A 25085-nucleotide genomic window follows, 5' to 3' on the forward strand; every position below is an offset into this window, starting at 1 on the left:
GCAACCCCTGAAGCTGCCGGAACGGGGCACCGTGTCATCCAAATACAATCTGGGCCAGCTTCGCCGGAGCCAGCTTGAGGGGGCAACGCCGAACGACGTCCTGACATCTGACCTTCTCTCCCGTTCTTAGCGGCGCTCTCAGCACTGCCTTTAATATTAGACGCACAAAAGGTTGGCGCGCATCAGCAAAGACCATCAGCAAAGCGCGTGCCAAAGCGTCTCCTGTCTGTCCTGGCGGGACGATCAGTGGTGCACCACTCTCAATCGCTGAAATCCGCGCAGTACCAGTGGCCGCGTTGCTCCGAATTGCGCAGTCGGCGCACGGATCAACGATTTGCCATGGTGTGTTCCGTGGGCTTTCCGATTGGCACGCGAAGTGCATCGGGCCACTCGAACAAGGAGTTTCGTGTGGCGAGTAAGACAAAATTCGGAGGATCATGGGCGATTGGTGCTGTCGTTCTGGCGCTGATCGCCGGATTGATCGCATTTCAGTTCCGCGGCCATGATGCCAAGGACGATCGATCGCCAAAGACGGTAACGATCGCCGGTATCGCATATCCCTATGAAGGCGGTCAGGTCTTCAATGGCGTTACCGGGGTCGTAATCAAACAGGGGTGGCTGAAAAACGAACTTGCCAAACGCGGCGTAAACCTCATCTTTACACCCGTACCGACGGCGGTCGGCGGCCCAATGATCAACGAAGCTTTCTCCGGTAAGCGCATCGATTTCGCCTCTTATGGCGACTTTCCGGCGATCATCGCCGTTTCGGGCGGCGTGCCGCTCAAGCTGTTGGTTCCGATCGGTGAAGGTCAGAATTCCTATCTCGTCGTCCGCAACGGCCTCGCTGCCAAAAGCATTGTTGATCTGAAGGGTAAGCGGATTGCGCTGCATCGCGGCCGACCATGGGAACTGCCGTTTTCCAAGCTTGTCGAAGCAAACGGTTTGAAGCTCAGCGACTTCACGATCGTCAACATCAATCCCGCCGCCACGCCTGCGGCGCTTGCGTCGGGTAATGTTGACGCCACTTTCCTGCTCTCGGATGGTCTTCTGCTCGAGCAGAAGGGGATGGGGCATGTAATCTGGTCCACCAAAGAGGCGCCCGCCGATTGGAAGATGCGTGCGGAATTGTTCGGTCGGGGCGATTTCGCCGGTGAAAATCCCGCCCTTACTCAGCTCGTTGTTGATGCCTATGTCCGTGCCGCAGCCTGGTCTGCGCAGGAGGTGAACCAAGCCAGCGTGATTCATGACGCGGCGCGGGGTGCAATGCCGGAAGCGATCGTTGCCAGGGATTACGCCGGCTCCGGTATCGCGTGGCGTGATCGGTTCTCGCCTTTGTTCGCAGCCGATGTGACGGACCATTATCGTTCGGTTGCGGAATATACCTTCGCTCGGGGACTGGTGCGTAGCAAAGTCGATACGGTTGCACTTCTGGACGACCGCTTCGTTACCAAATCACTGCAAAATCTGGATCTCGAGGGGTTCTGGAATGCTACGAGAACGCTTCCTGCCGCCCAGACCGACAAAGCATCGGGAGCGCGTCCCTGATGGCGAGCGCGGCGTTCCCCGCCAATTCTTCGCGTGACTTGCGCGCGCGACATTCGGCGTTTTCGTCCGTCATCGCTCCGCTAGCGCTGATCGCACTGTGGCAGGCTGCCTGCCTAAGCGGTTTGTTTCCCCCGCAAGTACTCGTTCCGCCAAGTGACGTCGCGCGTGCGTTGGTCGCGCTGGCCGCAACGGGCGAGCTTGAGCGCCACATCGGTGAGAGCATGTTTCGCCTCGCGCTGGGTTTTTCCATCGGGGCGCTCGCTGGCCTCGCGTTCGGCACAACGATTGCGTTGTCACGGTTTGCCGAGGCGATTTTCGGGCCGCTTTTCCTGGCGATCTGGCAGGTTCCGGTAATCGCTTTCGTGCCGATGCTGGTTATGTTTCTCGGCATCGACGAACCCTTTAAGGTGGCGGTTGTAGCGCTCGCGACTTTCTTCCCGGTGGCGCTGGCCACATTTGATGGCGTTCGTAGTGTTCCAAAGGCGTGGTTCGATGTCGCCCGTGTCTATCGCACGCGACTGCCCGATCTGGTCTGGCGTATTCTGGTTCCAGCGACGGTGCCTGCCGTCCTGACCGGGTTGCGTGTGGCGCTGACGCGTGCGTGGGTGGTGTTGATCGCCGCCGAACTGCTCGCGGCGGATAGTGGCATTGGTCAAATGATGGAGATGGGCCGCCAGCTTTTTCGTATCGACGTGGTGTTGGCCGGCGTGGTCGTCAGCGGCTTAATTGGGTTCGGACTGGATTATGGTGCGCGGGCGATCGAGCGACGTGCAACACGTTGGAAGACGGCATGAACACCGTGCTTTCCCGCCCTTGGCTACGCTTGGCGATCGGCTTGATCGCACCAGCTTTGATCCTGATCTGGTGGCAATCGCAGGCGACTGCGGGCGACGCCCGCGCACTTGCTTTCGCGCCATTGGGAACGATCGGTTCGACGTTCATCGAACTGGTGGAGAATGGCTCGCTCATTTCGGATATGCTGGCGACCGTGTCGCGCAGCCTTACCGGTCTGTTGATCGGGGGAATGCTGGGTTTTGCCACCGGCGTCGTGATGGCCGTCTGGTCACCGTTGGACCGTGTGCTTGGTCCGTTGCTGAATGCGATCCGGCAAGTTCCGCTTATCGGTTGGTTGCCACTCATCGGCCTGTGGTTCGGTACAGGCGAAGGGTCGCAACTGATCGTCATCAGCATTTCGGCGTTTTTCCCCACTCTCCTCAACAGTTATGCCGGCGTGGCAAATGCAGAGGCGCGATACTTGGATGTCGGGCGCATTTATGGCTTCACGCCGGTTCAGCGCTTTCGCCTCATTCTATTGCCCTCGGCAATGTCGCTGATCCTCACCGGCTTTACGCAAGCACTGGCCTTCGCGTGGATCGCGTCGATCGCGACGGAGATATTGCTTGGCGTCGGTCGAGGTCTAGGCGTTACGATGCAGCTCGCCCAGACGCAGCAGCGCCTCGATGTGATTCTCGTCGCCATCATCGCCACTGCCGTTGTCGGCTTCGCCATCAATCATCTGTTCCTGCTACTGCGCCGACATCTGTTGCGTTGGCAGGCGGCTCCACTGTGAGGAGACTAAGCTCATGATCCCCGAATCCCGCTCCCGGCCGATTGCGGAAATTGGCATGGCGGCCAAAGGGGCACTGTCGATCAGTGACCTTCATAAGAGTTTCACGATCGGCGGCGCGCCGCACCCGGTCCTCGAGGGCATCAACCTGACAGTGAAGCCCGGCGAGTTCGTCAGCATCGTCGGTGCTTCTGGCTGTGGCAAATCAACATTGTTGCGGCTCATCGTAGGCTTAGACGATGATTATAGCGGCGAAATCCGGCTGGACGGCGACCGGGTTGCCACTACGAGCCTCGACCGGGGCATCGTTTTTCAGGATCACCGCCTGTTTCCGTGGATGACGCTGGAACAGAACATCGAACTGGCGCTGCTCAACACCGACACGCCAAAGGCTCGCCGCAGCCAGATCGTTGCCGATCATATCGCGCTCGTGAATCTGCAGGGCTTCGAACAGGCCTATCCGCATCAGCTATCCGGCGGAATGGCGCAGCGTGCAGCAATCGCGCGAGCGCTGGTTACCGAACCCAAGTTGTTGCTGCTGGACGAGCCGCTGGGCGCTCTCGATGCGCTGACGCGGGTGCATGTGCAGAACGAGCTTCAGCGCATCTGGATGACGGAACGCTCCACCATGATCATGGTGACGCATGATGTGGAGGAAGCGCTCTATCTAGGCGACCGCGTGGTCGTAATGGCGCCAAATCCGGGACGCATTCGCCGTATCGTCGATGTCGACCTGCCGCATCCACGCGATCGTGGCTCACCGCTTCTTCACCGTTTGAAGGATGAAATCCTGGCCGAATTGACCGCCACGCCGAGTGATCCCGCCAATCTCGTGCGTTTGCCTGCCAGGGGGCAACGCTGATGTCACGTCAACCCGATTATCCCGTCGAGCCGTTGTTCGTAGATCGTTGGTCGCCGCGCAGCTTTACCGGTGAGCCTGTGCCCGACGCAGTGTTGCAGAGCGCATTCGAGGCGGCGCGGTGGGCACCCTCTGCTTCCAATGCTCAGCCGTGGCGTTTCCTGATTGCGCGTCATGGCGATCAGCACTGGGATCGCTTCGTTGATCTGCTTGCGCCGCGTAATGCGCTCTGGGCGAGCCGGGCATCCACACTGATCGTGATCCTCTCTGAGCTTCAGGTCGAGCGGCGAGGGGAGGTGGTGACAAATGTTTCGCATAGCTTTGATGCGGGAGCGGCCTGGACCAATTTCGCGCATCAGGCGCTTTTGTTGGGCTGGCATACCCACGGTATTGGCGGGTTCGACCGGGTCGCAGCCCGTGATCGGCTTCAGGTGCCCGACTCCTTTGCGATCGAGGCGATGGTTGCGCTGGGGCGTCAGGCAGGTCGCGATACCCTTCACGCAGAATTTCACGCGGGTGAGATTCCGAGCAGTCGACGCCCGCTCGAAGAAACGGTGTTTGCCGGAGGACTGGGCCTGCCCGCCTTTAATCAGGAAAAGAACGCGGCTTGACCATCCAGACCTATTGGCAAATTGATGTTGCCGCAGATGCCACGCGATCGGAGGCTCGAGCACGACCAAACGCACCGACGTTGTTTCGGGACGTTCGAACCGACGCGTCGAACCGTCATGATTATTATGCGCAGATCGCCCAAGCCGCCTCGCAGACTGCGTTCGACGGTTTGTTCGTTCAATATCGTCCGGAATCCGACGATAGCTTGATCGTCGCGGCGACAATCGCGCGTGAAGCGCCTCGCCTCGCGCTCATCCCAGAGTTTCCGGCATGGGTCGGTTCTGCCGTTTACGCGGCTAAGCAAGCCGTAAGCTTTCAGCGAGGGACCCACGAACGACTGGGGTGGGCGATCGCGCCATCCGCCGACGCGGCCACCCGCGCCCGCGACGGCGATCATGTGCCGACAGAGGAACTTATCGAGCGAACCGAGGAGTTCCTGAAAGTTGCGCGTGGCGTTCACGCCGAGCGGCCTTTTTCTCACACGGGCCAGCATTTCGAAGTGCAGGACGGCGGTTTCGAAGCTCCCCTGAACGGGGTCGCTTTTCCGCGCGTTTTTCTTCAAGGCGACACCGATGACGAACTGAAGTTGTCGGCGCGCGTAGCCGACGTTCATCTCTTCGCGGCTGCGCCTCTATCGACCCTGCGCCGCCTTACGGAAGAGTTGAGCTTGCTCAGTCGGGCGGAGGATCGATCAGTCGCATTTGGCGTGATTCAGCCCGTTCTTGCTCGCGAATTCGCCGATGAAGCGCAACATGATGCTCAGCGCGCCGGTCTCCCTGCCTCCGCGATCGTCGGCGACTACGCAGATGTTGCGGCGCAGTTGTCCGAACTTGCCGCATTGGGATTCGCTTATTTCGTGTTGACCGCGCCGTCTTCGCTCGAAGAGGCTTATGTGATTGGCCAGCATGTACTTCCGCGTTTTCGCGCGCTGACGGAAACCGTCCGCGCCGCTTCCTGAACCGAGGTACCTTTATGACTATCGACTTTTACTGGCGACTTCCCACGCACGGCTGCCACGGGAGCCTTCGCCAAAGTGCCTATGATCGGGGCGATTGGTCCCCGCTGGCTGCGCATAACATAGCGCCCGGTCTTGACCGGAACGATGCCGACGACGGCTACCGCTATATCGATCATCTGGCCGAGATCGCAAAGGCTGCCGAAAGCGTGGGCTTTATTGGCGGGCTGATCCCGTCTTTTCCTAATACCGACGATCCCTGGGTCATCTCGCCCTTGCTGGCGCGCGAGACCAAGAGCTTTCGTTTCATGATCGCGTTTCAGCCGGGCTTTCTAAACCCGGTTCATGCGGCGCGCATGGCGGCAAGTTTACAGCGGGCGACGGGCGGGCGCACGGTTTTCAATATCATCACCGGCGGCGGTGGTCCCGGCCAACTTTGGTGGGGCGACGGATTCAGCCACGATGATCGCTATGGTCGCACAACGGAATTTCTCGACGTCTTCAAGGGTGTGTGGAAAGGGGAGGGCTTTTCCTACGATGGCCGCTTTTTCCAAGTCGAGAACGGCGGGCTGTCGCCCCTTTTAGCCGCCGAAGAAGTCCCCGAAATCTGGTTCTCCGGGTCGTCCGACGCCGCTCTCCAGTCGGCCGCTAAGCACGCGGATTATTATCTTTCATGGCTCGAACCGTTCGACCAGTTGGCCGACAAGTTTGCGCGGGTGAAAGAACGAACTGCGGCGCTGGGTGGCGAACAGAAATGTGCCGTTCGCGTCGATTTGGTAGCGCGCGCAACCGAAGAGGAAGCCTGGCGTGACATTCGTTTAGGCTTTGAAAATGTATCTGAGGAGCGCCGTAAGCAAGGACGCGGCGGGCCCACGGATTCGGTTGGTGCAGCACGCCAGCAAGCACTCAAGCCCAGTGAGGCGCGCCGTTATGACGAACTCATTGTCGGGCCGAATCTGTGGGGTGGCTTCAATCTTCTTCGTGGTGGTCCAGCACTCGGCATTGTCGGTAGCTATGAACAATGCGCGGCGAGGCTCGATGATTTGATCGCTGGCGGTGCCGATGCGTTCATCCTTGCCGGGACGCCGCATCTGGAAGAAGCGTATCGCGTAGGCGAGGAGGTGTTGCCTTTGCTTGGCCGCCGCGCCGAAGCGTTATTGCAAGCGGCCGAATAGCGGGCGGAAACTCCACGAAGTCATACGAAGGGCGCCGATGCAATGCACCGGCGCCCTTTCTTGAATCCCGAAATTGCTATGGCCCACCTTACACCGAGGCCTGCCATTGTGCAGGCCTCGGTGTAAGAGCAGCGTTAAAACCGGACGATCAGCGATCCGCCAAAAGTGCGGGGATCGCCCCATTCCACAGTATCGCCGGTGATGCCGGCGGCTGCATTCGCCTGCGGCAGAGAATGGTTAATATATGCCGTATCAAGGAAATTGTTGACGAAGGCCGCCACGGTGAACCGTTGGCTCGACGGCGTAAAGCTGATGTGGGCATTAGCGATCGTATAGCCACGCTGGGTCAGCAAAGAGCGGTTCACCGTGTCCTGTGGTGTCACATAGTAAAACTGCAGTGAAGTGTAGCGTGCGTCCGCCCCCAATTCGACGCTTCCGACCGAACGCAACGGGACGGTGTAAGCCGCGCTCCCATTGAGAGTGAGTTTCGGTGCACGCACGAACTGCGCTCCCGAAAGATTTGCACCCCCGTTCAAAACTTGCAGATTATCATATTTGGTCCGCAAGATGCCAACCGCTCCGCTCAACACCAAGGGTTCGATCGGGTGCGCCTGCAACTCGAACTCGGCACCATTCACATGGGCTTTGTTCGCATTTTGGAGATACGAAACGGTCGCACCACCAACGGCACCAGGGTTCGGTCCAACGACGTTCACCTGAACGTTGTTATACTGGTAATGGAACACCGTGGCGTTGAACGTCAGGCGCTGGTCGAACCATTGTGATTTGTAGCCAAGTTCAAACGCATCGAGCTTCTCTGGCGCGACGATTGTCAGCGCAACCGGCAGCGTTGCCGCTGTGTTGAAACCGCCCGACTTCACGCCATGCGAATATTTGAAATAGACCAGATTATTGCGGGCGATCTTCCACGAAGGCGTCACGTCATAGGTGAATGCATCCCAGGTCTTTTTCAGATCGCTAGAGAATGTGCCGGGCCCGCCAAAGGTGCCGGTGTACGAATCCCACCAGTGCGAATAATTGCTCCACGACGTCGCAGCCGCATTCGCTGATGCGCTGCGATCGAATTCCAGCGTCTTCGTCTCGCGGGTCCAGCGTGCGCCAGCAGTCACCTTTATAGCATCGTTGAGTTTGAAGGTTGCGCTGCCGAATGCTGCGCCGCTTTCCGCATGATGGTTATAGGCGGTGAGGCTATACGCTGCCGGTGCGGTGCTGCCTGCCAGCGCAGGTACCGATCCGGCGGGCAATGTTGCCGAATAGGCGTTCGAGACGATCTTCTCATTGAAATAATAGGCACCGAGGATCCAGTTCAGCCGATTTGCCTCCGGGGATGCGAGGCGGAACTCCTGCGTCCACTGCTGGCTACGCGCCTGTGTATAGCCGCGTGAGATTTCGAGCGGCGTGAAGTCCGTGTCACCCGCACCGCGTGTCTTGAACTTCTCAAAGCCGGTGATGGACGTCAGCGACAGTGCGCCGACATCGGCGGTCAGGTGAAGGGAGCCACCGAACTGGGTGTTGCGGGTATATTCCGGAGCATTGATGCTGACGGCATTCTTGTCAGTTGATGGCGCGTATCCGTTCCGAACCACACCGTTCGCGGCATAGCTTGCTGTCGTCCAATATGAACCGTCGGTGTTATAGTCGCGGTAGTGCCCGCTAAGTAGCGCCGTAATTCCCGGTGTTGGCTTGTAAAGTAGCTGGGCGCGGACGACATTGTCCTTGATGGCGTTTGAGTTATTTCCGGTAAAGAGATTGGTGTAACGGCCGTCCCGATTATCGAGATGGACGGAAATACGGGTCGCCAGAACATCCGGCACCAGCACCGCGCCGACACCTGCTTCGGCGATTTTTTCGTTATAGCTACCGTAGTCGAGCCTGACGTAATTCTCATTCTCGCCCGGCGTAAGAGTCGGGGCTTTCGAAATGATGTTGATCGCGCCGCCCGTAGTATTCTTTCCCCACAAAGTACCCTGCGGTCCACGAAGGACTTCCACGCGCTCGATATCGAACAGCGGCAGGCCGGTTGCGCTGGCATTGCTGATATAAACATCATCGAGATAGAAGCCGACCGGGTTTGCAAGGTCGAGCTGCTGCTGCCCGGCACCGACACCGCGGATCCACCAGCGTGGGCGACCATGTTGTTGCGAGCCGGCGGAGGCGTTGGGAACCAGGTTCAACACTTCGTTGGCGGAGCGACCGATGCCGCCCTCCCGGAACAGGGTTCCAGTCAGTGCTGTCACCGCTGTAGGCACATCCTGAAGCCGTTCAGCGCGTCGCCCTGCCGTCACGACGATATCGTTGGAATCGGAAGCTGAACTTTCTGAGGATGGCGCATCGGCACCTGGTTGCGCTGTCGCTGGTGCCGTTGAGGCCGGTGCAGCGGAAGCGATTGACGGAAATTGCAGGCCGAACGCAATGACGGTGGCCAGTGAGAGTGTGCCGGCAGTACGACGCGGATATTGTAACAAAGAGGGATCCCCCAAGATTTCGGGGCGCGGAGAGCGCCGTGTTCATCCGGGAGATAAGCAAGCCGCGTGCCACCGATTGGAGTTAAGAAAAAACCTATGGAATCTGAATATATTAAGTTATTTTTGTAACCGGTTATCGGTTCAAACATGGTGCGAATGCAGCACCGATCCAGGCCCTCTGTTGCATCTGCAACAGAGGGCCGAGATGCTTACCGAATAACTCGGAATCACTTCTGGGTTATAAAGCGTGTGCCAGTCATTGGCGGGCTTTCGAATTGCGATGAACCGGTAAATTAATATGAAATTCAATTTCGATCGGTTGTGACCGCACGGTAAGCTTTATTCCGGGCGTTGATTGCCGATTATTGGAGTGTTTTCGAACCGGATGGAATCATCCGGTAACTCGGAAAACGCGTAAAATCAAAAGACTAGAGCAGCTAAACCGATGCAAACGGATCGGATACTGCTCTAAACCGTAACTATGGCGTGCCTTCTGTTATTTCCTTTCCGTATAGTCGAGGGGTGGCTTACGATCGCCAAGCAGCGGTCGATAGACGAAGTTCGGACCCTGCCGTTGAGCGAGTTCGGCTTTGGCGGCTTTTAGCAGATCAGGGCTGCGGAAGAGCTCAGCTCCCGTCAGCGCCAGCGTCTTTGCGGCAATTATGGCACCCTTGATGCCGATGCTTGTGCCGCTTGCGGAGGCTGCCTGCCAGCTATGGGGACTGGTACCCGATACCCAGGTCGCCGTCCCGAGCGAGCTTGTCGGCACGGTCCAGCTTATGTCCCCGACATCCGACGATGCCGGCACTTTGCGTCCCTTCTCATAGGGCGCGATCTGTGTCGGATCTGACGCCACAGTCCGATTGGGCAGAGTGGCGGCAATTGCCTTGGCATATGCTGCCTCCTTCGGTGTGTAGGTGTAGCCGCCGACCCGACGCAGATTGGCATCCACGATTTGTCCAAGCACGTCGTTCGGCAAATCGCCATAACTGCCGCCTACTACTTCGACCGATACCGTCGTCCCGGTCGCGAGCGCCGCGCCCTGCGCCGCCTTCTGCACGCGGTCCCAGACATCTTGCACTACGGAAGGGTCGTAATGCCGAATATAATAAAAACTTTCCGCATGGGCCGGTACGATATTGGGCTGATCGCCGCCGTCAGTGATCGTATAATGAATGCGCGTACCCTCGGGGACGTGTTCGCGCAGGAAATTGACGGCTACGTCATGAATCTCCAGCGCATCCAGCGCGGAACGTCCGCGCTCGGGTGCCACGGCCGCATGTGATGCAATACCGTGGAACCGGAACTTGGCAGAAATTACGGACATGAGTTGAGCCTGTGCGGCATTATTGCTGTCACCGGGATGCCAGCTCAGTACAGCGTCGACATCGCGTAAAAGCCCATTGCGGACGAAATAGACCTTTGAGAAACCGCCTTCCTCCGCTGGACTTCCATAGACGCGGATCGTGCCCTTGATTCCGTTCAGCGCCAACCATTGTTTAAGAGCAATTGCGGCAGTTACCGAGGCGGCACCGAGAAGATTATGCCCACAGGCATGACCGGCGATGCCGCCCAGCGATTTTTGGTCGGGTGTCGCATCCTGCGAGAGGCCCGGCAGCGCATCATATTCGGCCAGCAGTGCAATCACGGGCCCTCCCGAGCCGGCGGTTGCGACAAAGGCTGTCGGGATGCCCGAAATGCCGGTTTCCACACGGAAGCCGGCATCGCGTAATTCCTTCTGAAGCTCCGCGGTGCTTTTCGTTTCCTTGAAACCGACCTCCGCATAACTCCAGATATCGTGCGCGACGGTCGACAGCTTTGGACCGAGCGCATCGACCGACGCTTCAAGGGCTTTCGCTTCCGAATCTGATAAAGGCGCTGCGTGAAGCGGCGCTGTGATCGCCATAGCAGACAGCAGCATGGCGGTGCATAAAATGGATCGCATATATGTTGTTTCCTTTATTGAACGGATGAAAAATCTGCGCGGTGGCGTGGAAACGGCGAGCGGAATTAATCGAGCGCGCACGGAATCAATCGACTGCGCAGCGCGGCACGATGTGTTCACCGGCGATCAGACGCCTTGCAAACGGTACGGAATCGTCAAGCGACAGGTTCACGGTGCCGCTATGGTCGCGGCCAGGATAGACATGCGCCTCGATCGTCGTTCCGGCGGCGCAGGCATCCTTGATCAGCGCTCGCTGGCCGGGTGCACCGGGATCGTCAGTGCCTATGCTGACGAACACCGGTTGCGCGAACTTCAGCGTGGGAAAACGCTGCCAATCGCTCCACCAGGAAGCCAGCCTCGCCTGCGCACCGGGTTTCAGAGCATTGGCGCGGGTCAATCCCGCAAGAACGACGTCCGCCTCCAGCGGGATGACGCAAGTGCTCCGGGCATGTTCGAAGAGTGCCTCGCCGCGTGGGGTGAAGATTTCCGAAGCTTGCAGAGAGGAATCGATTTGTTGTGCGGCGAGCACCGAATAGTATTGATAGGCGATAGTTTCCTCGACCTTGTTCAGATCGACGGGTGCACTCTTGAGAGGGTAGGGCGGCGTATACATCGCCCCCGTGGCGATTGCCCCAAGGATATGAATGTCAGGCGCGTAAGAGGGGCCGTAGCCCGCGGTCGCGATAACGGCCGCTCCGCCCTGCGATTGGCCGACAAGGACAACCCTGTTCGACAGGGACGGGCTAAGCTTAAAGGCTGCGCGAAGACTGTCGAGCAGCGTATAAGCGTTTGACCGATTGTTGAGCGCCGGGTTTGGCCCAGGCACGCCAAGGCCCTGATAATCGGTTGCGACAACCGCAAAGCCTTCGTTGAGCCAGCGACTAAGATAGGCGATGTCGCGATAGGCGCGTCCTTGCCACGACGGCGCGCAGCCATCGCCAATGCCTAACGTCCCGTGCCCCCATGCAATGATCGGCCACCCGCCTGCCGGCGGCTTGCCCTTGGGAATATAGACCGCGCCCGATACGACGATAGGCACCTTTCCGCCAACGCCGTCCGTGGAGCTGTAGAGAATCCGGATATTCTCCCGTGCTGCTAACAGGGACGCGGCGCGGGGCAGTGGTTCACTGCGCAACAATTGTCCGGGCCTAGCGGGAATATTCCCTTCCCACACATAAAATGGCGAGAGCACTCGATCGCCCTGCGCTTCATCTGAAATCGGAATGCGTGTTTGGGCTTGCCCGTAGCCAGGAAGGAGCAGCACGGTGACAGCCGCCACCATAGTCATTATCATCCGACGCAACCTGTTCATTCCTGACTTCCTTTTGCCTGCGCATGGCGCAGCGGCCTTCGCCGCGGCTAATCTATCGGCAAAAATTTCAGCAAGTTTCGGGCCAAAAGCGGACAGGCGACACCCCGATGGCTTCAAGCCCGCGTTCCGCGCCGCGCTGCACAAATCACAACATAACTAGGCTCAATATTCCACATCCGTGCTCTCCGAAAAACCGGCGAGCCTTGGAACAGGAAGGCGAAGCAGATTGGCACATTCCGTGCACCGAGCAAGGGCCTCGGGGGAGTTACCGATCCATTAGTCATCGCCGGCACAGCCCAAGGCCGGCTTTTCCAAAGGGGAAATTATGTTTAGATACGCGAGTTTACTTCTGCTTCTTGGCAGTGCGGCGTGGCCAACCACCCTTCTCGCGCAGGATCGTAAGGCAACGGCCGCGACGTCCGACGACACAGCCAACAATGGCGATCAGTCTAGCGGCCAAGATATCATCGTCACGGCCTTTCATCGCGAAACGCGCCTGCAGCAGACACCGGCCGCGATCACGTCGCTCAGCACGGAAGCACTTAAAAATGCTAATATCGTCAACGCAGACGACCTGCAAAGGCTGGTACCGGGCCTTGTCGTAACCAATGCAGGGGCGGGTCAGCGCCGCCTGTCACTCCGCGGTGTGCGGAGTGCGGGCGATGCACAGGTGGGTGTCTATTATGACGAGTCCTCCCTTACCGCACCACCCGGAACGACAACCGACGCAGGCGGCTCGCAAAGCGATCTCGATTTCTTCGATGTATCGCGTGTGGAAGTACTGCGTGGTCCGCAAGGCACATTGTACGGTGCAGGCGCCATGGCGGGTGCCGTCCGCATCATCTTTAACAAGCCGGATCTCAACCATTTCGAGGGACGCGCCGATGTCACAGGCACGACCGAAGCCTATGGGGAGCAGGGCTATCAGGCAAATGCCGCGATCAACGTTCCCATCGTGGATGACAAGCTCGCAGCCCGCCTGGTTGTCTATCGGCGCTATGACGACGGTTATATCGATAACCCCCGCCTCAAGTTGCAGAACGTCAACGGGGAAAGCACTTGGGGCGGACGGCTCGTGATCCGCTATCGACCGATCAGCGAGCTGACCATCGACGCCGCCGCCTATTTCCAGAACAACAATGGCGGTCCGCCAACCTGGTCGCCCTCCGTCGGCAAATACCAGTCTGCGGACCAGGCCTATCTGTGGTTTAAGGACAAGAACCGGCTGTACAATCTCACGGCCAATGCGGAACTCGGTTTCGCCACGCTGACGGCGACCACGTCTTATCAAGATCGCGACGTGTTGATGACCCGCGATCCGAGTTATTTGTTCCAGATTGTAGGCGCTTCCGCCTACGCTCCGGCCATCTATTACCAGCCGCAATCGGTGAAAAGTTGGACCAACGAACTTCGGCTTCAGTCGGCCGGATCCGGTCCCTTACACTGGACGATCGGCGGCTTTTATGAGGATCGCCGGTCCAAAGTTCTGTCCGAGGCGCATGTTGTAGGATCGGATGGCCGCGATCTCAATCCGCCCGATGTCATTTTGCAACGTCATGTCGGTGAAAGTCTGAAGCAGAAGGCCGCATTCGGCGAACTATCTTATAGGATGTTTGATCGCTTAACCCTGACGGGCGGACTGCGCTATTATTCCTATGACAAGCTGGTCAGCGGTGACACGACTATCGGCTTCGCACCGCTGGGGACGTTTGTGCGTCCCTATGCCGAATTTCGAAGCAAGAACGATGGCTGGCTATACAAGTTCAACGCGAGCCTGAAGGCCAGCGAGCATCTGTTGCTCTATGCACAAGCAGCCTCGGGATATCGTCCGGGCGGCGTCAACCAAGTGCTGGGACTCGCCGAAGCGCTACCCTACCAGCCAGACAGCCTTTGGACATATGAGGCTGGCTTCAAGGCGACCTATCTAGATGGCCGGATCCTCCTGAACGTGGCAGCTTTCCGCACCGACTGGAAGGACATGCAGGTCACGCTGAACAGTGGTACTTTTGCCTATCTCGGCAATGCCGGTGCGGCGCGTATCCAGGGCGTCGAGGCCGAACTCGGTTTCGAACCGGTCAATGGCTGGACCGTCAGTGCGTCGCTCACTGCGCTGACCGCGAAGTTGACGGAGGACCAGCTTGCCACGGGTGCCGTCGCCAGTACGGCGACGGGTAGGGCCGGCGACCGAATTCCCAATATTCCACAGGGTACGGTTACGGTGGCAAGTCAGTATGAATTTCCGCTCATCGACGGGCTAACCGCGATCATTCATGGCGACGTCAACTATGTGGGTGATTCCTATAGCGATTTTCATCGGAGTACGTCCTATTTCCGGCTCGGGGATTATTTCGTTTCGAATGCAAGGATCGGTGTGAAAACCCGTTCATGGGGAGCGTATCTATTCGCTAGAAATCTCTTTAACGCTGTCGGTACAACCTATTCGGGCACTGTTCTTGGCGGTCGAACGCAGGTCGTCACCACTGTTCCACCACGGACGATTGGCATTAATCTGACCTCTAGCTTTTGAACTAAAGAAGTAGTTTGCGCGCATGGGGGCGGGATTTCCGCCCCCTTTTATCATGTTCGAGCTGACACTCTTGCTGTCTTATACCGGAGCGTGCCATAGGCGCGACCCCGCTGGCCCTAACGAGCTGCGGTTCCAATCATCAGGGCAGGGGTATGTCGTGGACGGCGAAGCGACGACGAACGCACTTGGACTCGACTTTGGCACGACGAACACAGTCGTCGCGATTGCGGATGGCAGCGGCAATTCACGGCTGACTGAGTTCGCAGGTGCGGATGCGAGCGGTGCCGTGTTCCGCACCGCATTGTGTTTCTGGGAAGAGGAAAAGGCCTGGCAGGGCATAGCTTACGAAGCTGGTCCCTGGGCTATCGCGGAATTTCTACAATCGCCGCTCGACAGCCGTTTCGTTCAATCCTTCAAGAGCGTCGCCGCAAGCCCGTTGTTTGAACGCGCCCAGATCTTCGGTAAAAATTTCCGCTTTGAGGAACTGGGGCAGCGTTTCATGCAACGACTGGTCGCGCATGCGGATGGACAACTTGACACGCTTCCGCGCCGCGTGGTCGTCGGTCGTCCAGTGGAATACGCCGGATCACGCCCCGATCCGGCGTTGGCGCGCCGACGCTACGACCTCATGTTCGAAAACTTCGGCGTCGAACTCCATTATGTCTATGAGCCGCTGGGTGCGGCCTATAGCTATGCCTCGCGCCTTACCGAGCCAGCCACGATCCTGGTGGCGGACTTCGGCGGCGGTACAACGGATTTCTCCATCGTCCGGGTAGCAGAGCCGGGCTCTGGGCGCCGCTGCCTCCCTCTTGCGTTCTCGGGCATCGGCATTGCCGGCGATCGGTTCGATCAGCGCATTGTCGACCGGCTGGTACTGCCACTTCTGGGTAAGGGCAGTAACTACCGCTCGTTCGGCAAGCTGCTCCAGATCCCGGGTGCTTATTTCGTCGATTTCGCCGATTGGTCGCGCCTTGCCCTGATGCGCAATCGCCGCACGCTGAATGAGCTAAACAAACTCCAGAGGGACTCAACAGACCCGGAGGCTATTGGTCGCATGATCGCGCTGATCGAGCACGAGCAAGGCTTTCCACTCTACAATGCTGTAGGCCAACTTAAACGAGCCTTGTCGAGCGAGGAGCAGGCTGAGTTCCGCTTCACCGGCGGCGGTGTAGAGATTGTAGCCAAGGTGCATCGCGCTGAGTTTGAAAACTGGATTTCCGACGATCTACGCCGCATCGAAGGTACAATGGACGCAGTCTTGGATCGAGCGGGCACCCTGGCTGATCGGATCGATCGAGTGTTCCTGACCGGTGGTTCGTCGTTGATCCCTTCAATCCGTGCGATCTTCGAGCGCCGGTTTGGCGCGGAGCGCATTGCAACCGGCGGCGAGCTGACGTCGATTGCACATGGCCTCGCGCTCATTGGGGAACAACCTGACCTCGCAGAATGGTCTGCCTAGTTCCGCTTTGGAGTCATGTCCCGAGCGCGAAGCCGTCTTTTTAGTAATTCGGGCGGTTCATCTTCATAGCTGGACGCGGGCGACGTAACATGTTGTTCAGCGTCGCGATTTGATCGTCATAGGCGGCAATCATGCAACGCCGATTCGCATTGCAAGCGCCGCGCTGGCGCTGAAACCCCAATCGCTGCGCGCGGAGAGCGGACTGGCCGGTAGTGTCGGTGTTCTGCATCGCCCGGTTGAACAAGGCCGCGGCCTGATCGTCGCGACGGCTGATCTGCGGATCGTTGCAGATCATGCGGAAATCGGGAGCAGTCTGCCCGTTGCAATTGATGCTGGCGGCACTGGCGCTCCCTGCGAAAAAAGCCATTGCGAGCGGAATAGCGAATTTAACGACCGCCATCTTCATGGTTGTTCCCCTTAATGCATTACTGAAATTCTTATTTGCAGCTTTGCGTAAAAGTCGTTCCTGGCTCTGCGCTGCCCTTTAGCGAAATCGTATAGACATCCTGAGCACCGATATTGATCTGCAACTCAGTCGCCGTCGCTGACCCAGCAGTCAGAAAATCGCCCACAGCAATGTCGAGTACCGGAACGACCGCCCCCTGATTATCGTCCATTACACCGCGTGCGACATAAAGGCCGGATTTTCCACCCGCCGTCACGCCGACGACTTCGGCATCGTTCACCTTAAATCCCGGTCTGGTTTTCGTTAGATAAACTTTGATTGCTCCCGATTTAGGAACGCATCGCGCCAGAAAGTCTCGGTCATCGGTCTGCGGGGTCCCATGAACTAGCGAGACTGGATTTGTGCCCTCGATATACCAACTTTTCTGATCGTTCAGAACTTCGGTCGCCAGTGAAGCCGGGATCGCGTCGCTAAACTTCACGGGAGACAGCACTTTATAGGTGAATGTTTTTGCCTCATCGAGCGTCGGTGACAGGGTGCACACGAAGCGGATGTTGGACCATCCTTTTTTCCCCGACATCTGACCCAACCCTTCAAGCCGTCCCGCCGTCAAGGTCAGTGGTGCGGTTGCACTCGACGGCGTTGTCGCATCGAGCAAACCGGGGAAAAACCGTGCGCCCTTCACTGGCGAAAGCGCCTGAGTGCCCGCCTCGCAGGCCCAGACCGCGCGTTGAAGATCATTGCTGTTGGCAACGACAGTTTTCGACAATATCGGCGCAGGCACGGCGCTCGCGGTGTAAGGTGTCGCCATAATGGTTAAACACAGTGCAACTGAACTGGTCCGGCTGATCTTCGTTTGTAAAATCATCATTGAGTGCCCCATATCAATCTCAATGGTAGGCGTGAGTTATGACAAAAACAAATTCGTCCAACGCCTCTAACCAAGATCGCTATCACACAAATAGTTAATCTTATTATTACTATGTTGTTGATGCCTATTGGATCGTTGTTCATGATTATTGTAGATGGGTGCTGAGGCGAGACACCAACCAATACCCAGCCTTCCATTATCCATCCATAAATGGGATCGCCCAATGTGGTCTGACTGACACCGGTGGTTGCCCAGAACTGGCGCGCCTTGAACTGTCCTCGAGCCAAACACTGTTTTCGTTCGCTATCTCATGACACCCGAGTCCATGCCAACATATGAGCCCTTGTGGTGCCCCCTGTGCTTCTTGGTTGCCGACGCGCTGTCGTCCGCTCCCGTTGGTTTGGAACTGGCCCCTGAAGCGACAGTGCTCGAACCATTCTCAACCAAAGGTGGCGCGGGCGGGCCATAAACGCCGCCACTGCTGGGTCGGGTCGGTGGATTGGTTGCAGTGCTCGAGCCTCCGGTACCAGAGGTGGCTCCTGCGGTCGTTTGGGTTGCTGATTGGGCGGAGGACACCGCCGGCGTTAGGATAAATGCTGCCGCAATTACGAAGTTACGCATAACAGTCTCCGAGTAACTAGCAGGGGGATGTTCCACAAATTAGTCCGGCACTACTGCGTCCAAAAGCGCTAACTTCACTCCTCGCACAGTCTCACCGCCGGTCGCTCACTGGCGACCTACGCCGTACTGAGCCTATTGGGATGAACGGCGGCTTACAGACGCGACCTTTATGGAGTTAAACGTCGCGAAACGGACGCCCGCCGGTTATCTGTCTTCGCCAAACCCGCCGTCATGGATGCGCCAAAGCGTAATTCAGCGCTGCGCACACCGCCGTCACCTGTGCGCGGGTGCATTCGTCTGGGGTCGTGCGCGGGCTATCTGGATAAACTTCGGTGGTCGTCGTGTAGCGTGCGCCCGTGATCGATGTGGAAAGCGCAAGCTCTGCTAGCCGATATTCGATCACGCCATGCGCGACGACAGGTGAACCGATGATCTCCCCATGCGGGTCCGGCGCGGCGATGTGGGTTACTCGTTCGACTGCGGAGATAATCGCTTGCTGAAATGCAGGCTGCGGGTTTTCGCTATCATCGACCAGATAGAAGCCATCGGGAATCTCACACGATTCGTAGGCCTTGCCGTCTCGTGCGGCGAGCGCCGGGCCGAACTCCGTCTCGTCGCTATCGGTCGTTTCGTGCAAATCGATGTGCAGCAGGAACTCCTTCTGGGCGGATCTGACGAACTCGATCAGGGCGACAGCTTCCTGCGCCGGACCGTTGATGCGAAAATTACGGTTGGGGTCGATGGCGTTGTAGTTCCAGCGATTGATCCGCTCGTAACCCCACGGACTCACGCACGGTACCGCCAGCAGATTAACCTTGCCGGAATAGGCCGTGGCGTGCCTCTCGAGGAATTCGAGTACGCCCATCACGCCGCTCGTCTCGTAACCATGCACGCCGCCGGTCACTAAGGCGGTCGGCAGCGCGGGATTGATTATGCGGTCGCGCAAACCAAACAACGTGTAAGTCTCACCGGCATAATCAAGCTGCCCGTAGGCGACTTTTTCATACCGATCGGCCAGCATATCGATGCGCGGCACGACATCCTTGTCGTAGCGGCGCTGGCGTGACTGACGCGCGCGCCATTGGCTCAGTTCGTGTGCACTCCATGGCTGTCCGGGGATGCCTACGGGAAAAATGCTGGTCTCTGTCATCTCAGTCTCATTGTACAAACGATGGAATTCGCGACGTCGCAGATTCAAGGAGCTTTCGCATTGGCTTGCAACGCCAAGCAATAGCCAAGCGTCACAGCCGCCTCCTGACAAGTCTCTACAACGCGCCCACAGCCAGGCACAGTCCAGCATCCGTCCTTGTGACCTCTCCCCGAAAATCAGTTGCCACTACCGCGCGCCGGGCGAGAGTAGGGGATGAACTGGCCGAGACCGATCGTACCGCTCTGCATGCGGATTCCACTGTCATATAGCCGCACGATATCGACGCTGCAGAGCTGAGGCGAATGCGTATCGGTTACAAGCACGAGGTCGCTGCGCAGAGACGATGCGCCTGAGGTGGGCTTGTTCACATAGACCGTGCCGCCGTTCGTCTCATAGATGATTGCGGTATTGTCGATAATTCGCGACGAGCGGATATCTTGCAGATTGAGGCAGTCGACCGGCTTTCCGGCGACACGGCCGACAGTGACGCGGTCCAATTGTGCTGCCGGGCTGCGGTCGGTCGCGGCCTGCGCCATGCCCGCCGCGGCCAGCATCACGCTTGCCATGAAAAGTGGAATGAGCCGTGGCATGCCAATGTCCTTTCTAAATAAGACACTGCGCTATTAGCACGGGGATCCTTAGGGGGCGGTGACTGGGCCGTTAATCATCGTTCATCTGTCGAGCTGGCTGTGGTCAGTCAGTTAATCGGCTGAATTTCGTCAACAGGCAACCAAAATTGGGAACCTTCTGATCCAGTCGGGCGATCTGCGCGACAGCGTCATCAGGCGTCCCAACCACGATCTCATTCGCTTCTATGAGGTTTTCGAGCGTTTTGTGAGCGGGAGACTCTTTTAACTGCTCAGATTGGTTGGCGATGTACTTGAGATAGCGACCGTAACCCTTGCGAACTTGGTCCATCGCCTTGTCGCGCGTGTCTGCAATATGGATATCGGTCGCACAGCGAATGCGCGACGCCGACATTGTTCTTCCGTTCTTGGCAGCCTCGTCACAGGCGATTTTCCAGTTGTTCGACAACGCGTCGAACCCGCCCATCATCGTGGACGCAAGACACAGCATCCCCGCTTGGTATTTTGCTGCTAATGCGCCGCCGTTCGGTGAAAACGTGCTTGCGACGCAAATTTCCATCTGATCGTTATACGGGAGGACCTGACAATGAGCGTCGCGCAAATCATACCAGCTCGATTTTTCGGTGACCCACTCACCGTGCAAAAGGCGGGTGATCACGCTCAGTCCCTGGTCGAGCTTGTCGCGTGAATCACGCGCGTTCAGGCCAAGCATATGGGCATCGCTGACGAGCAGTCCTGGGCCTGCGCCAAAAATCACACGACCGAATGACAGCTGATCGATATGGGCGATGCGGTTCGCCGTCATGAGGGGATTGTGATAGGGCAGCGATACTACTCCTGTCCCCAATTTGATGCGCTTGGTGCGCTGCGCCGCGGCGGCTATCATCAGCTCGGGCGAGGGGCTGTTTTCGAAACCGCCGGTGTGATGCTCACCATACCAGAACTCCGCCAATCCCAATTCGTCGGCAAACTTCGCAAGTTCCAGGTCACGCTCGAATGCCAGCGTCGAGCTTTCGTCGAGGGGGTGGAAGGGGGCGACGAAAACACCGGCGCGAAGCTTTTGTGTACGCATTCAATCTCTCTTTACTTGCCAGTGAACATCCACCCGAACCGCCGAAGGATCAGAAACGAAAGCCGAGGTCGACGCCGTAGGTGCGAGGGACTTGAAACACGCCTATGACGGCAGTGGACAAGTCGCGCGCGAACTCGAGCTTACGGTTGTTGGTTAAATTCTGAACCCAGCCAGAGATCCGCACCTTGCTGCCCGCTACCGGCAGGTCGATCAACGAAAGACGCGCGTTCAGGTCGAAGCGAGAGGGCAGTTCGGTAAGGGCAGACGTCGTGGATAGCGGCACCGGATCGCTGTTTCGCTTGTCCTTGAAATTACCATCCACCCGCGCCGAGAGATAAGCTCCGCTGTTGAAGGCGGGGAGGTCATACTGGCCAAAGACGCCAGTCGTGTAACGCGGAGCAAGACTTTGCCGGGGGCCGAGTGATTGCGACAGCTTGTCGTCGAGATACCCGAAATTGGCACCGAAAGTCATGCCGGCGGTAGGAACTGCGGTCATCTCCAACTCGAACCCTTGTGATCGCGCGCTTGCCAGGGGAATGAGCACAGTGCCGAAGACTGGGCCGGTTGGCAGGTTGCACACGGACAATGTAGGGTCGGAACAGAAGAATATCGTCTGCACGTTCTTTCGGTCCATCCGAAACAGCGAGGCGTTCAGGCGAAGAGTGCGGTTCAGTAAATCGCCCTTCAGTCCGATCTCGTATGAATTGGCTGTCTCAGGTTTGAAGCTTATTCCGTTGAGCACACCGCCGGAGAGATAGCCTGTGGCGAAACGCGCATAGGCACGGACTAGCGGCGAGAATTTGTAAGTCGCCGTGGCGTCGAAATCCCAGTGATCGGATGTTGCGCGGAAGCTTGAGGGCGGGAACGTAAGGCCAATCAGACCTGCCGCAAGTACGGTCTCCTGACGCTTGTCTTTGGTATAGCGCACGCCCCCGGCCAGTTCGATGTGTTCTCCGATATCAAGACCCGCGTGCGCATAACCGGCATACGAGCGATTATGGACGCTGCTGTTCGAGCCAACGAAATAATCGGTTGGTACACCGAAGAGATTCGGGTTGCCTGCGCCCGGCGTGTACGTTCCAGAGGGGAACAGCGCGCCCACGAAGACTGGGTTATTGTCCCTTCCACGCTCGTCAAAATAAAATGCGCCGACGATCCAATTGAAGCCGCCTGTTTTTCCGATGAGCTGCAATTCCTGTGTCCACTGACGCTGGTGGCGATCTTCTACAGAGGAAATCGGTGTGAAAGCCTGGCCTGTGTTCGTGAACGGATCAACCAGTGCTCCGCCGTCGATGTCGTTGCCGCCGACAAATTCATCCATCTTGCGGAAGCCGGTGATGCTCTTGACCGAAACGGCATCGCTAATGTCATAGCGCGCTGTCAGGCTGTGGCCCTGGATGCGAAGGTGCGAAGGAGAAGTCATATCGAGAGCCAGCGCGTCGAGACGCGTGGTGGATGGGCCAACGACGACGGCCCCGGGCGCGCCATAAATGGCACCCGCCGTGGAAGCGAAGCCCGGATTGAAACCGATGAGCTGCTGACCGAGCTGCGTGCTGACCTTGTCCGAATAGTCAAACCGATAATCGATGACGACGTGGGTCAGGTCCAGTCTGAGCGCCACTGCGACTGCGTCGGTGTTCTCAGCACCGAATGTCCCGGCAGAACGTATGGTGCCGAAGGGCTCAGCAAAGTTAAATGTCCGACCCGGCGTAAGGTTGCGGACATAGCCCTTATTCTCGTTATGCAGATAGCTGACCCGCGCGCTCAACGGGCCCCACGCAGGTAAATCTACCGAAATGCGGCCGCGGCGTCGATCGTAGTTACCAAGTGTCCCTTCGCCATCAATCCTCAACTCTCCCCGTGGTGCCGAGGTGACGAAGTTAATTGCGCCGCCGGTTGAATTACGCCCGAAAAGCGTTGCCTGCGGTCCCCGCATCACTTCGATCCGCTCGATATCGGCAAGATCAAACGCAGCGCCGGCAGGTCGGCCCAGATACACTCCGTCAATATACAGGCCGATGCCTGCGTCGGTTTCGAACTTGAGCGAGCCTGTGGAAATGCCACGCAGATAGAATTGCGGCGCACTTGCGGATCCAAACTGACGCTGCGCCTCTAGGTTGGGAACCATTTTGCCAACATCGCCGAAGTTCTGAATCTGCATTGCGCGTATTGTAGTCGCGTCAAACCCAGTAACTGCGATGGGCACCCGCTGAAGGCTTTCGTTTACACGACGAGCGGTCACGACAATATCCGCAACTTGACCGGATCGTGCGCTGACATCGCGGTCCTGTTCGGATGGCGCGATCGGTTCACCGTTCGGAGATGCGTGGCAGACGGCGCTAACGGTGGACAGAAAAATTGCGCAGAACGTCTGTAAGGCGCGTGTGCCCGGTGCCGTGAATATCATTAAGACCTCTCCTGATGCTGTTTTTCACAGCTTGAGAAGAGAAATGGCATAATCGAACGGCTGGTCGATACCTTCAAATCAATTAGAAGGTATCGATATAACGGGGTGCACAGGATGCTGCTTTAAATGTAATCGCAAACTTCCCGACAATCAAAGTTGTGCACATTCGATTTCAATCAGACGATACAGCGTCGGGCGAATTGAGTGGTAAGCTGGTATGAACGAGGTGGACGAGTTGTGGCTGGCGACTGACACCCGTTTTGCTAAAAATCGAGCGGAGGTGCGCGCGGACGGTGTTCTCGGTGATTGCCAGCTCCAGCGCGACTTCGCTAACTGAACTACCGTTGGCGACCGATGCAGTAATCAACGCTTCGGTTGGGGTCAGTGCGAACAGTTCACGGAGTGCCTGCCCGTCAATACGATGGGGTCGTTCTGGATCACCCAGTAGCAGCGCCAGCGCCGGTGTCGTACCTGTATGCATGAATTTCGGGACATCGATCCGTCGTGCCACGATACACAGGTCACGTCGACCGGACAGCCGTGCGGCGGGAAAAAGACGGCCGTCGCTACCAGGGTTTAAGGCCGCCTCAAGCCAGCTACGAAATCGTTTTTCGGCGGTCACCTGTGACATCGCCAACCGTTTGCCCACCAGCGCAATCCCGTCAGCTTCGGCCAGTATCGTCGCGGCAATCGGATTTACCCGTAGTACATTGAGGGAGTGATCGAGCCACACCGTGCCCACCGCGAATTCCTCCACGGTCCCGGCGATCAACGCTTCTTCTCCGCGCGATGTGGCAAGGCCACGATAGATCTCGATCGACTGGCGCAAATGAGGAACCAAACTCTTGAGGTGCGCACGTTCATCCTGATCGAAAGGACCTCCGCCGGGCGCCCGCGTCACCCTGAGGCGTGCTTCAAATCCGCTGGCTGAGGCCACGTCAACGCCGAGGACATGCGAGCCGTCGATATCCGCAAACCAGTCTCGATAATATTCGCTACCTTTCAGGCGTTCCTCCCCGACAAACTCGAATAAGGCCACCACCTGTCCTTCAGGCAGGCCTACAAATGGGTCGATCGCGAGGAATCGCTCAAGGTATCTGCGGACCTGTGCGGGGGGCGCGGTGGGAGTGATCATGATGCCGCGGCCAGGGTCGTGCGGTGGCGTCAGTATAAGCGTGGCATGTTTGGCATTCAGATGATCCCGCAAGAGCAACAGGAAGTCGTGCCAGGGTTCACCTTCGAGAATCGATGCATTGAGTGACAAGACGAGCCGCGAGAAGATGCTCGATTGATCTTCGTCGATTGCCACTATGCATTCCTCATCTTAATTTTTGAAAAGCATACACCAGGCAAGACGCGCAGCCAATGTTGCTACCCCCTTCATTTGGGGTAGGCGCGAACCGCTCGTACCGACGATGATGAGATTTCGTGCAGACAGCAAGATAGCGTCGCAGGAACAGGAGAGAGAATGAGCGCGCAGTGTGACCTCTTGCCGCAGAGTCCGATCCCGAGTGCGATCACGCAATCGC

The 25085-nt window shown here is 57.9% G+C and carries 19 protein-coding genes; 9 read left to right on the forward strand and 10 right to left on the reverse strand.

The features are described 5' to 3' along the window. The first annotated feature begins 408 nt into the window (after positions 1-408). The 7 genes from D3Y57_RS19550 to D3Y57_RS19580 are packed head-to-tail and all read left to right on the forward strand — an operon-like array spanning position 409 to position 6713. On the forward strand, positions 409-1545 hold the full coding sequence (locus D3Y57_RS19550) for an ABC transporter substrate-binding protein (protein ID WP_239025939.1): 1137 nt from the start codon (positions 409-411) through the stop codon (positions 1543-1545). Continuing rightward, the gene (locus D3Y57_RS19555; protein WP_121155381.1) at positions 1545-2339 is read left to right on the forward strand and encodes an ABC transporter permease; all 795 of its coding nucleotides are present in this window, start codon (positions 1545-1547) and stop codon (positions 2337-2339) included. The genes D3Y57_RS19550 and D3Y57_RS19555 overlap by 1 nt, the downstream gene beginning before the upstream one ends. Beyond that, on the forward strand, positions 2336-3115 hold the full coding sequence (locus D3Y57_RS19560) for an ABC transporter permease (RefSeq protein ID WP_239025940.1): 780 nt from the start codon (positions 2336-2338) through the stop codon (positions 3113-3115). Before D3Y57_RS19555 ends, D3Y57_RS19560 begins: the two co-directional genes overlap by 4 nt. 13 nt (positions 3116-3128) lie before the next feature. Continuing rightward, positions 3129-3974 carry an ABC transporter ATP-binding protein gene (locus D3Y57_RS19565; RefSeq protein ID WP_121155385.1) on the forward strand — a complete coding sequence of 282 codons (846 nt, stop codon included), beginning with the start codon at positions 3129-3131 and terminating at the stop codon, positions 3972-3974. Beyond that, on the forward strand, positions 3974-4582 hold the full coding sequence (locus D3Y57_RS19570) for a nitroreductase family protein (protein ID WP_121155387.1): 609 nt from the start codon (positions 3974-3976) through the stop codon (positions 4580-4582). The genes D3Y57_RS19565 and D3Y57_RS19570 overlap by 1 nt, the downstream gene beginning before the upstream one ends. Next, complete coding sequence (locus D3Y57_RS19575; RefSeq protein ID WP_121155389.1) at positions 4579-5541, forward strand: LLM class flavin-dependent oxidoreductase; 963 nt, start codon at positions 4579-4581, stop codon at positions 5539-5541. The genes D3Y57_RS19570 and D3Y57_RS19575 overlap by 4 nt, the downstream gene beginning before the upstream one ends. Positions 5542-5555: 14 nt before the next feature. Beyond that, a complete protein-coding gene (locus D3Y57_RS19580; protein ID WP_121155391.1) occupies positions 5556-6713 on the forward strand; it encodes an LLM class flavin-dependent oxidoreductase in 1158 nt (385 codons plus the stop codon). 134 nt (positions 6714-6847) lie between these two features. Here D3Y57_RS19580 and D3Y57_RS19585 read toward each other — a convergent pair whose 3' ends face one another. From D3Y57_RS19585 to D3Y57_RS19595, 3 genes are all read right to left on the reverse strand, one after another. Further along, on the reverse strand, positions 6848-9199 hold the full coding sequence (locus tag D3Y57_RS19585) for a TonB-dependent receptor (RefSeq protein WP_121155393.1): 2352 nt from the start codon (positions 9197-9199) through the stop codon (positions 6848-6850). Positions 9200-9695: 496 nt separating this feature from the next. Beyond that, the gene (locus tag D3Y57_RS19590; protein ID WP_121156234.1) at positions 9696-11144 is read right to left on the reverse strand and encodes an amidohydrolase; all 1449 of its coding nucleotides are present in this window, start codon (positions 11142-11144) and stop codon (positions 9696-9698) included. 85 nt (positions 11145-11229) lie between these two features. Further along, a complete protein-coding gene (locus D3Y57_RS19595; protein WP_121156236.1) occupies positions 11230-12456 on the reverse strand; it encodes an alpha/beta hydrolase in 1227 nt (408 codons plus the stop codon). Between the two features lie 325 nt (positions 12457-12781). Here D3Y57_RS19595 and D3Y57_RS19600 point away from each other — a divergent pair, with 325 nt between their 5' ends. Both D3Y57_RS19600 and D3Y57_RS19605 read left to right on the forward strand, forming a co-directional pair. After that, positions 12782-14983: a TonB-dependent receptor gene (locus D3Y57_RS19600; RefSeq protein WP_121155395.1), complete on the forward strand. Its 2202-nt coding sequence runs from the start codon at positions 12782-12784 to the stop codon at positions 14981-14983. Positions 14984-15140: 157 nt separating this feature from the next. Next, complete coding sequence (locus D3Y57_RS19605) at positions 15141-16442, forward strand: Hsp70 family protein (RefSeq protein WP_239025941.1); 1302 nt, start codon at positions 15141-15143, stop codon at positions 16440-16442. 40 nt (positions 16443-16482) lie between these two features. Here D3Y57_RS19605 and D3Y57_RS19610 read toward each other — a convergent pair whose 3' ends face one another. The 7 genes from D3Y57_RS19610 to D3Y57_RS19640 form a co-directional block, all read right to left on the reverse strand. Next, a complete protein-coding gene (locus D3Y57_RS19610) occupies positions 16483-16848 on the reverse strand; it encodes a lysozyme inhibitor LprI family protein (RefSeq protein WP_121155399.1) in 366 nt (121 codons plus the stop codon). 31 nt (positions 16849-16879) lie between these two features. After that, the gene (locus tag D3Y57_RS19615) at positions 16880-17719 is read right to left on the reverse strand and encodes a hypothetical protein (RefSeq protein ID WP_121155401.1); all 840 of its coding nucleotides are present in this window, start codon (positions 17717-17719) and stop codon (positions 16880-16882) included. A gap of 850 nt (positions 17720-18569) precedes the next feature. Then, complete coding sequence (locus D3Y57_RS19620; RefSeq protein ID WP_121156238.1) at positions 18570-19490, reverse strand: M14 family metallopeptidase; 921 nt, start codon at positions 19488-19490, stop codon at positions 18570-18572. Positions 19491-19666: 176 nt separating this feature from the next. Then, positions 19667-20080: a hypothetical protein gene (locus D3Y57_RS19625; protein ID WP_121155403.1), complete on the reverse strand. Its 414-nt coding sequence runs from the start codon at positions 20078-20080 to the stop codon at positions 19667-19669. 103 nt (positions 20081-20183) lie between these two features. Continuing rightward, positions 20184-21149 (reverse strand): LLM class flavin-dependent oxidoreductase, encoded by a 966-nt coding sequence (locus D3Y57_RS19630; protein WP_121155405.1) that lies wholly within the window; start codon positions 21147-21149, stop codon positions 20184-20186. 49 nt (positions 21150-21198) lie between these two features. Beyond that, a complete protein-coding gene (locus D3Y57_RS19635) occupies positions 21199-23556 on the reverse strand; it encodes a TonB-dependent receptor (RefSeq protein ID WP_121155407.1) in 2358 nt (785 codons plus the stop codon). A 172-nt stretch (positions 23557-23728) separates the two neighbouring features. After that, a complete protein-coding gene (locus D3Y57_RS19640; protein ID WP_121155409.1) occupies positions 23729-24865 on the reverse strand; it encodes a helix-turn-helix transcriptional regulator in 1137 nt (378 codons plus the stop codon). Positions 24866-25085: the final 220 nt, after the last annotated feature.

The organism is Sphingomonas paeninsulae (assembly GCF_003660165.1).
GTDB classification, from domain to species: domain Bacteria; phylum Pseudomonadota; class Alphaproteobacteria; order Sphingomonadales; family Sphingomonadaceae; genus Sphingomonas_O; species Sphingomonas_O paeninsulae.

What these genes read in the sequence shown, in the direction of transcription:
- D3Y57_RS19555 (WP_121155381.1), top strand. Translation starts at nt 1,545, where the DNA reads ATGGCGAGCGCGGCGTTCCCCGCCAATTCTTCGCGTGACTTGCGCGCG.
- D3Y57_RS19560 (WP_239025940.1), top strand. Translation starts at nt 2,336, where the DNA reads ATGAACACCGTGCTTTCCCGCCCTTGGCTACGCTTGGCGATCGGCTTG.
- D3Y57_RS19565 (WP_121155385.1), top strand. Translation starts at nt 3,129, where the DNA reads ATGATCCCCGAATCCCGCTCCCGGCCGATTGCGGAAATTGGCATGGCG.
- D3Y57_RS19570 (WP_121155387.1), top strand. Translation starts at nt 3,974, where the DNA reads ATGTCACGTCAACCCGATTATCCCGTCGAGCCGTTGTTCGTAGATCGT.
- D3Y57_RS19580 (WP_121155391.1), top strand. Translation starts at nt 5,556, where the DNA reads ATGACTATCGACTTTTACTGGCGACTTCCCACGCACGGCTGCCACGGG.
- D3Y57_RS19590 (WP_121156234.1), bottom strand. Translation starts at nt 11,144, where the DNA reads ATGCGATCCATTTTATGCACCGCCATGCTGCTGTCTGCTATGGCGATC.
- D3Y57_RS19595 (WP_121156236.1), bottom strand. Translation starts at nt 12,456, where the DNA reads ATGAACAGGTTGCGTCGGATGATAATGACTATGGTGGCGGCTGTCACC.
- D3Y57_RS19600 (WP_121155395.1), top strand. Translation starts at nt 12,782, where the DNA reads ATGTTTAGATACGCGAGTTTACTTCTGCTTCTTGGCAGTGCGGCGTGG.
- D3Y57_RS19610 (WP_121155399.1), bottom strand. Translation starts at nt 16,848, where the DNA reads ATGAAGATGGCGGTCGTTAAATTCGCTATTCCGCTCGCAATGGCTTTT.
- D3Y57_RS19615 (WP_121155401.1), bottom strand. Translation starts at nt 17,719, where the DNA reads ATGATGATTTTACAAACGAAGATCAGCCGGACCAGTTCAGTTGCACTG.
- D3Y57_RS19620 (WP_121156238.1), bottom strand. Translation starts at nt 19,490, where the DNA reads ATGACAGAGACCAGCATTTTTCCCGTAGGCATCCCCGGACAGCCATGG.
- D3Y57_RS19625 (WP_121155403.1), bottom strand. Translation starts at nt 20,080, where the DNA reads ATGCCACGGCTCATTCCACTTTTCATGGCAAGCGTGATGCTGGCCGCG.
- D3Y57_RS19630 (WP_121155405.1), bottom strand. Translation starts at nt 21,149, where the DNA reads ATGCGTACACAAAAGCTTCGCGCCGGTGTTTTCGTCGCCCCCTTCCAC.
- D3Y57_RS19635 (WP_121155407.1), bottom strand. Translation starts at nt 23,556, where the DNA reads ATGATATTCACGGCACCGGGCACACGCGCCTTACAGACGTTCTGCGCA.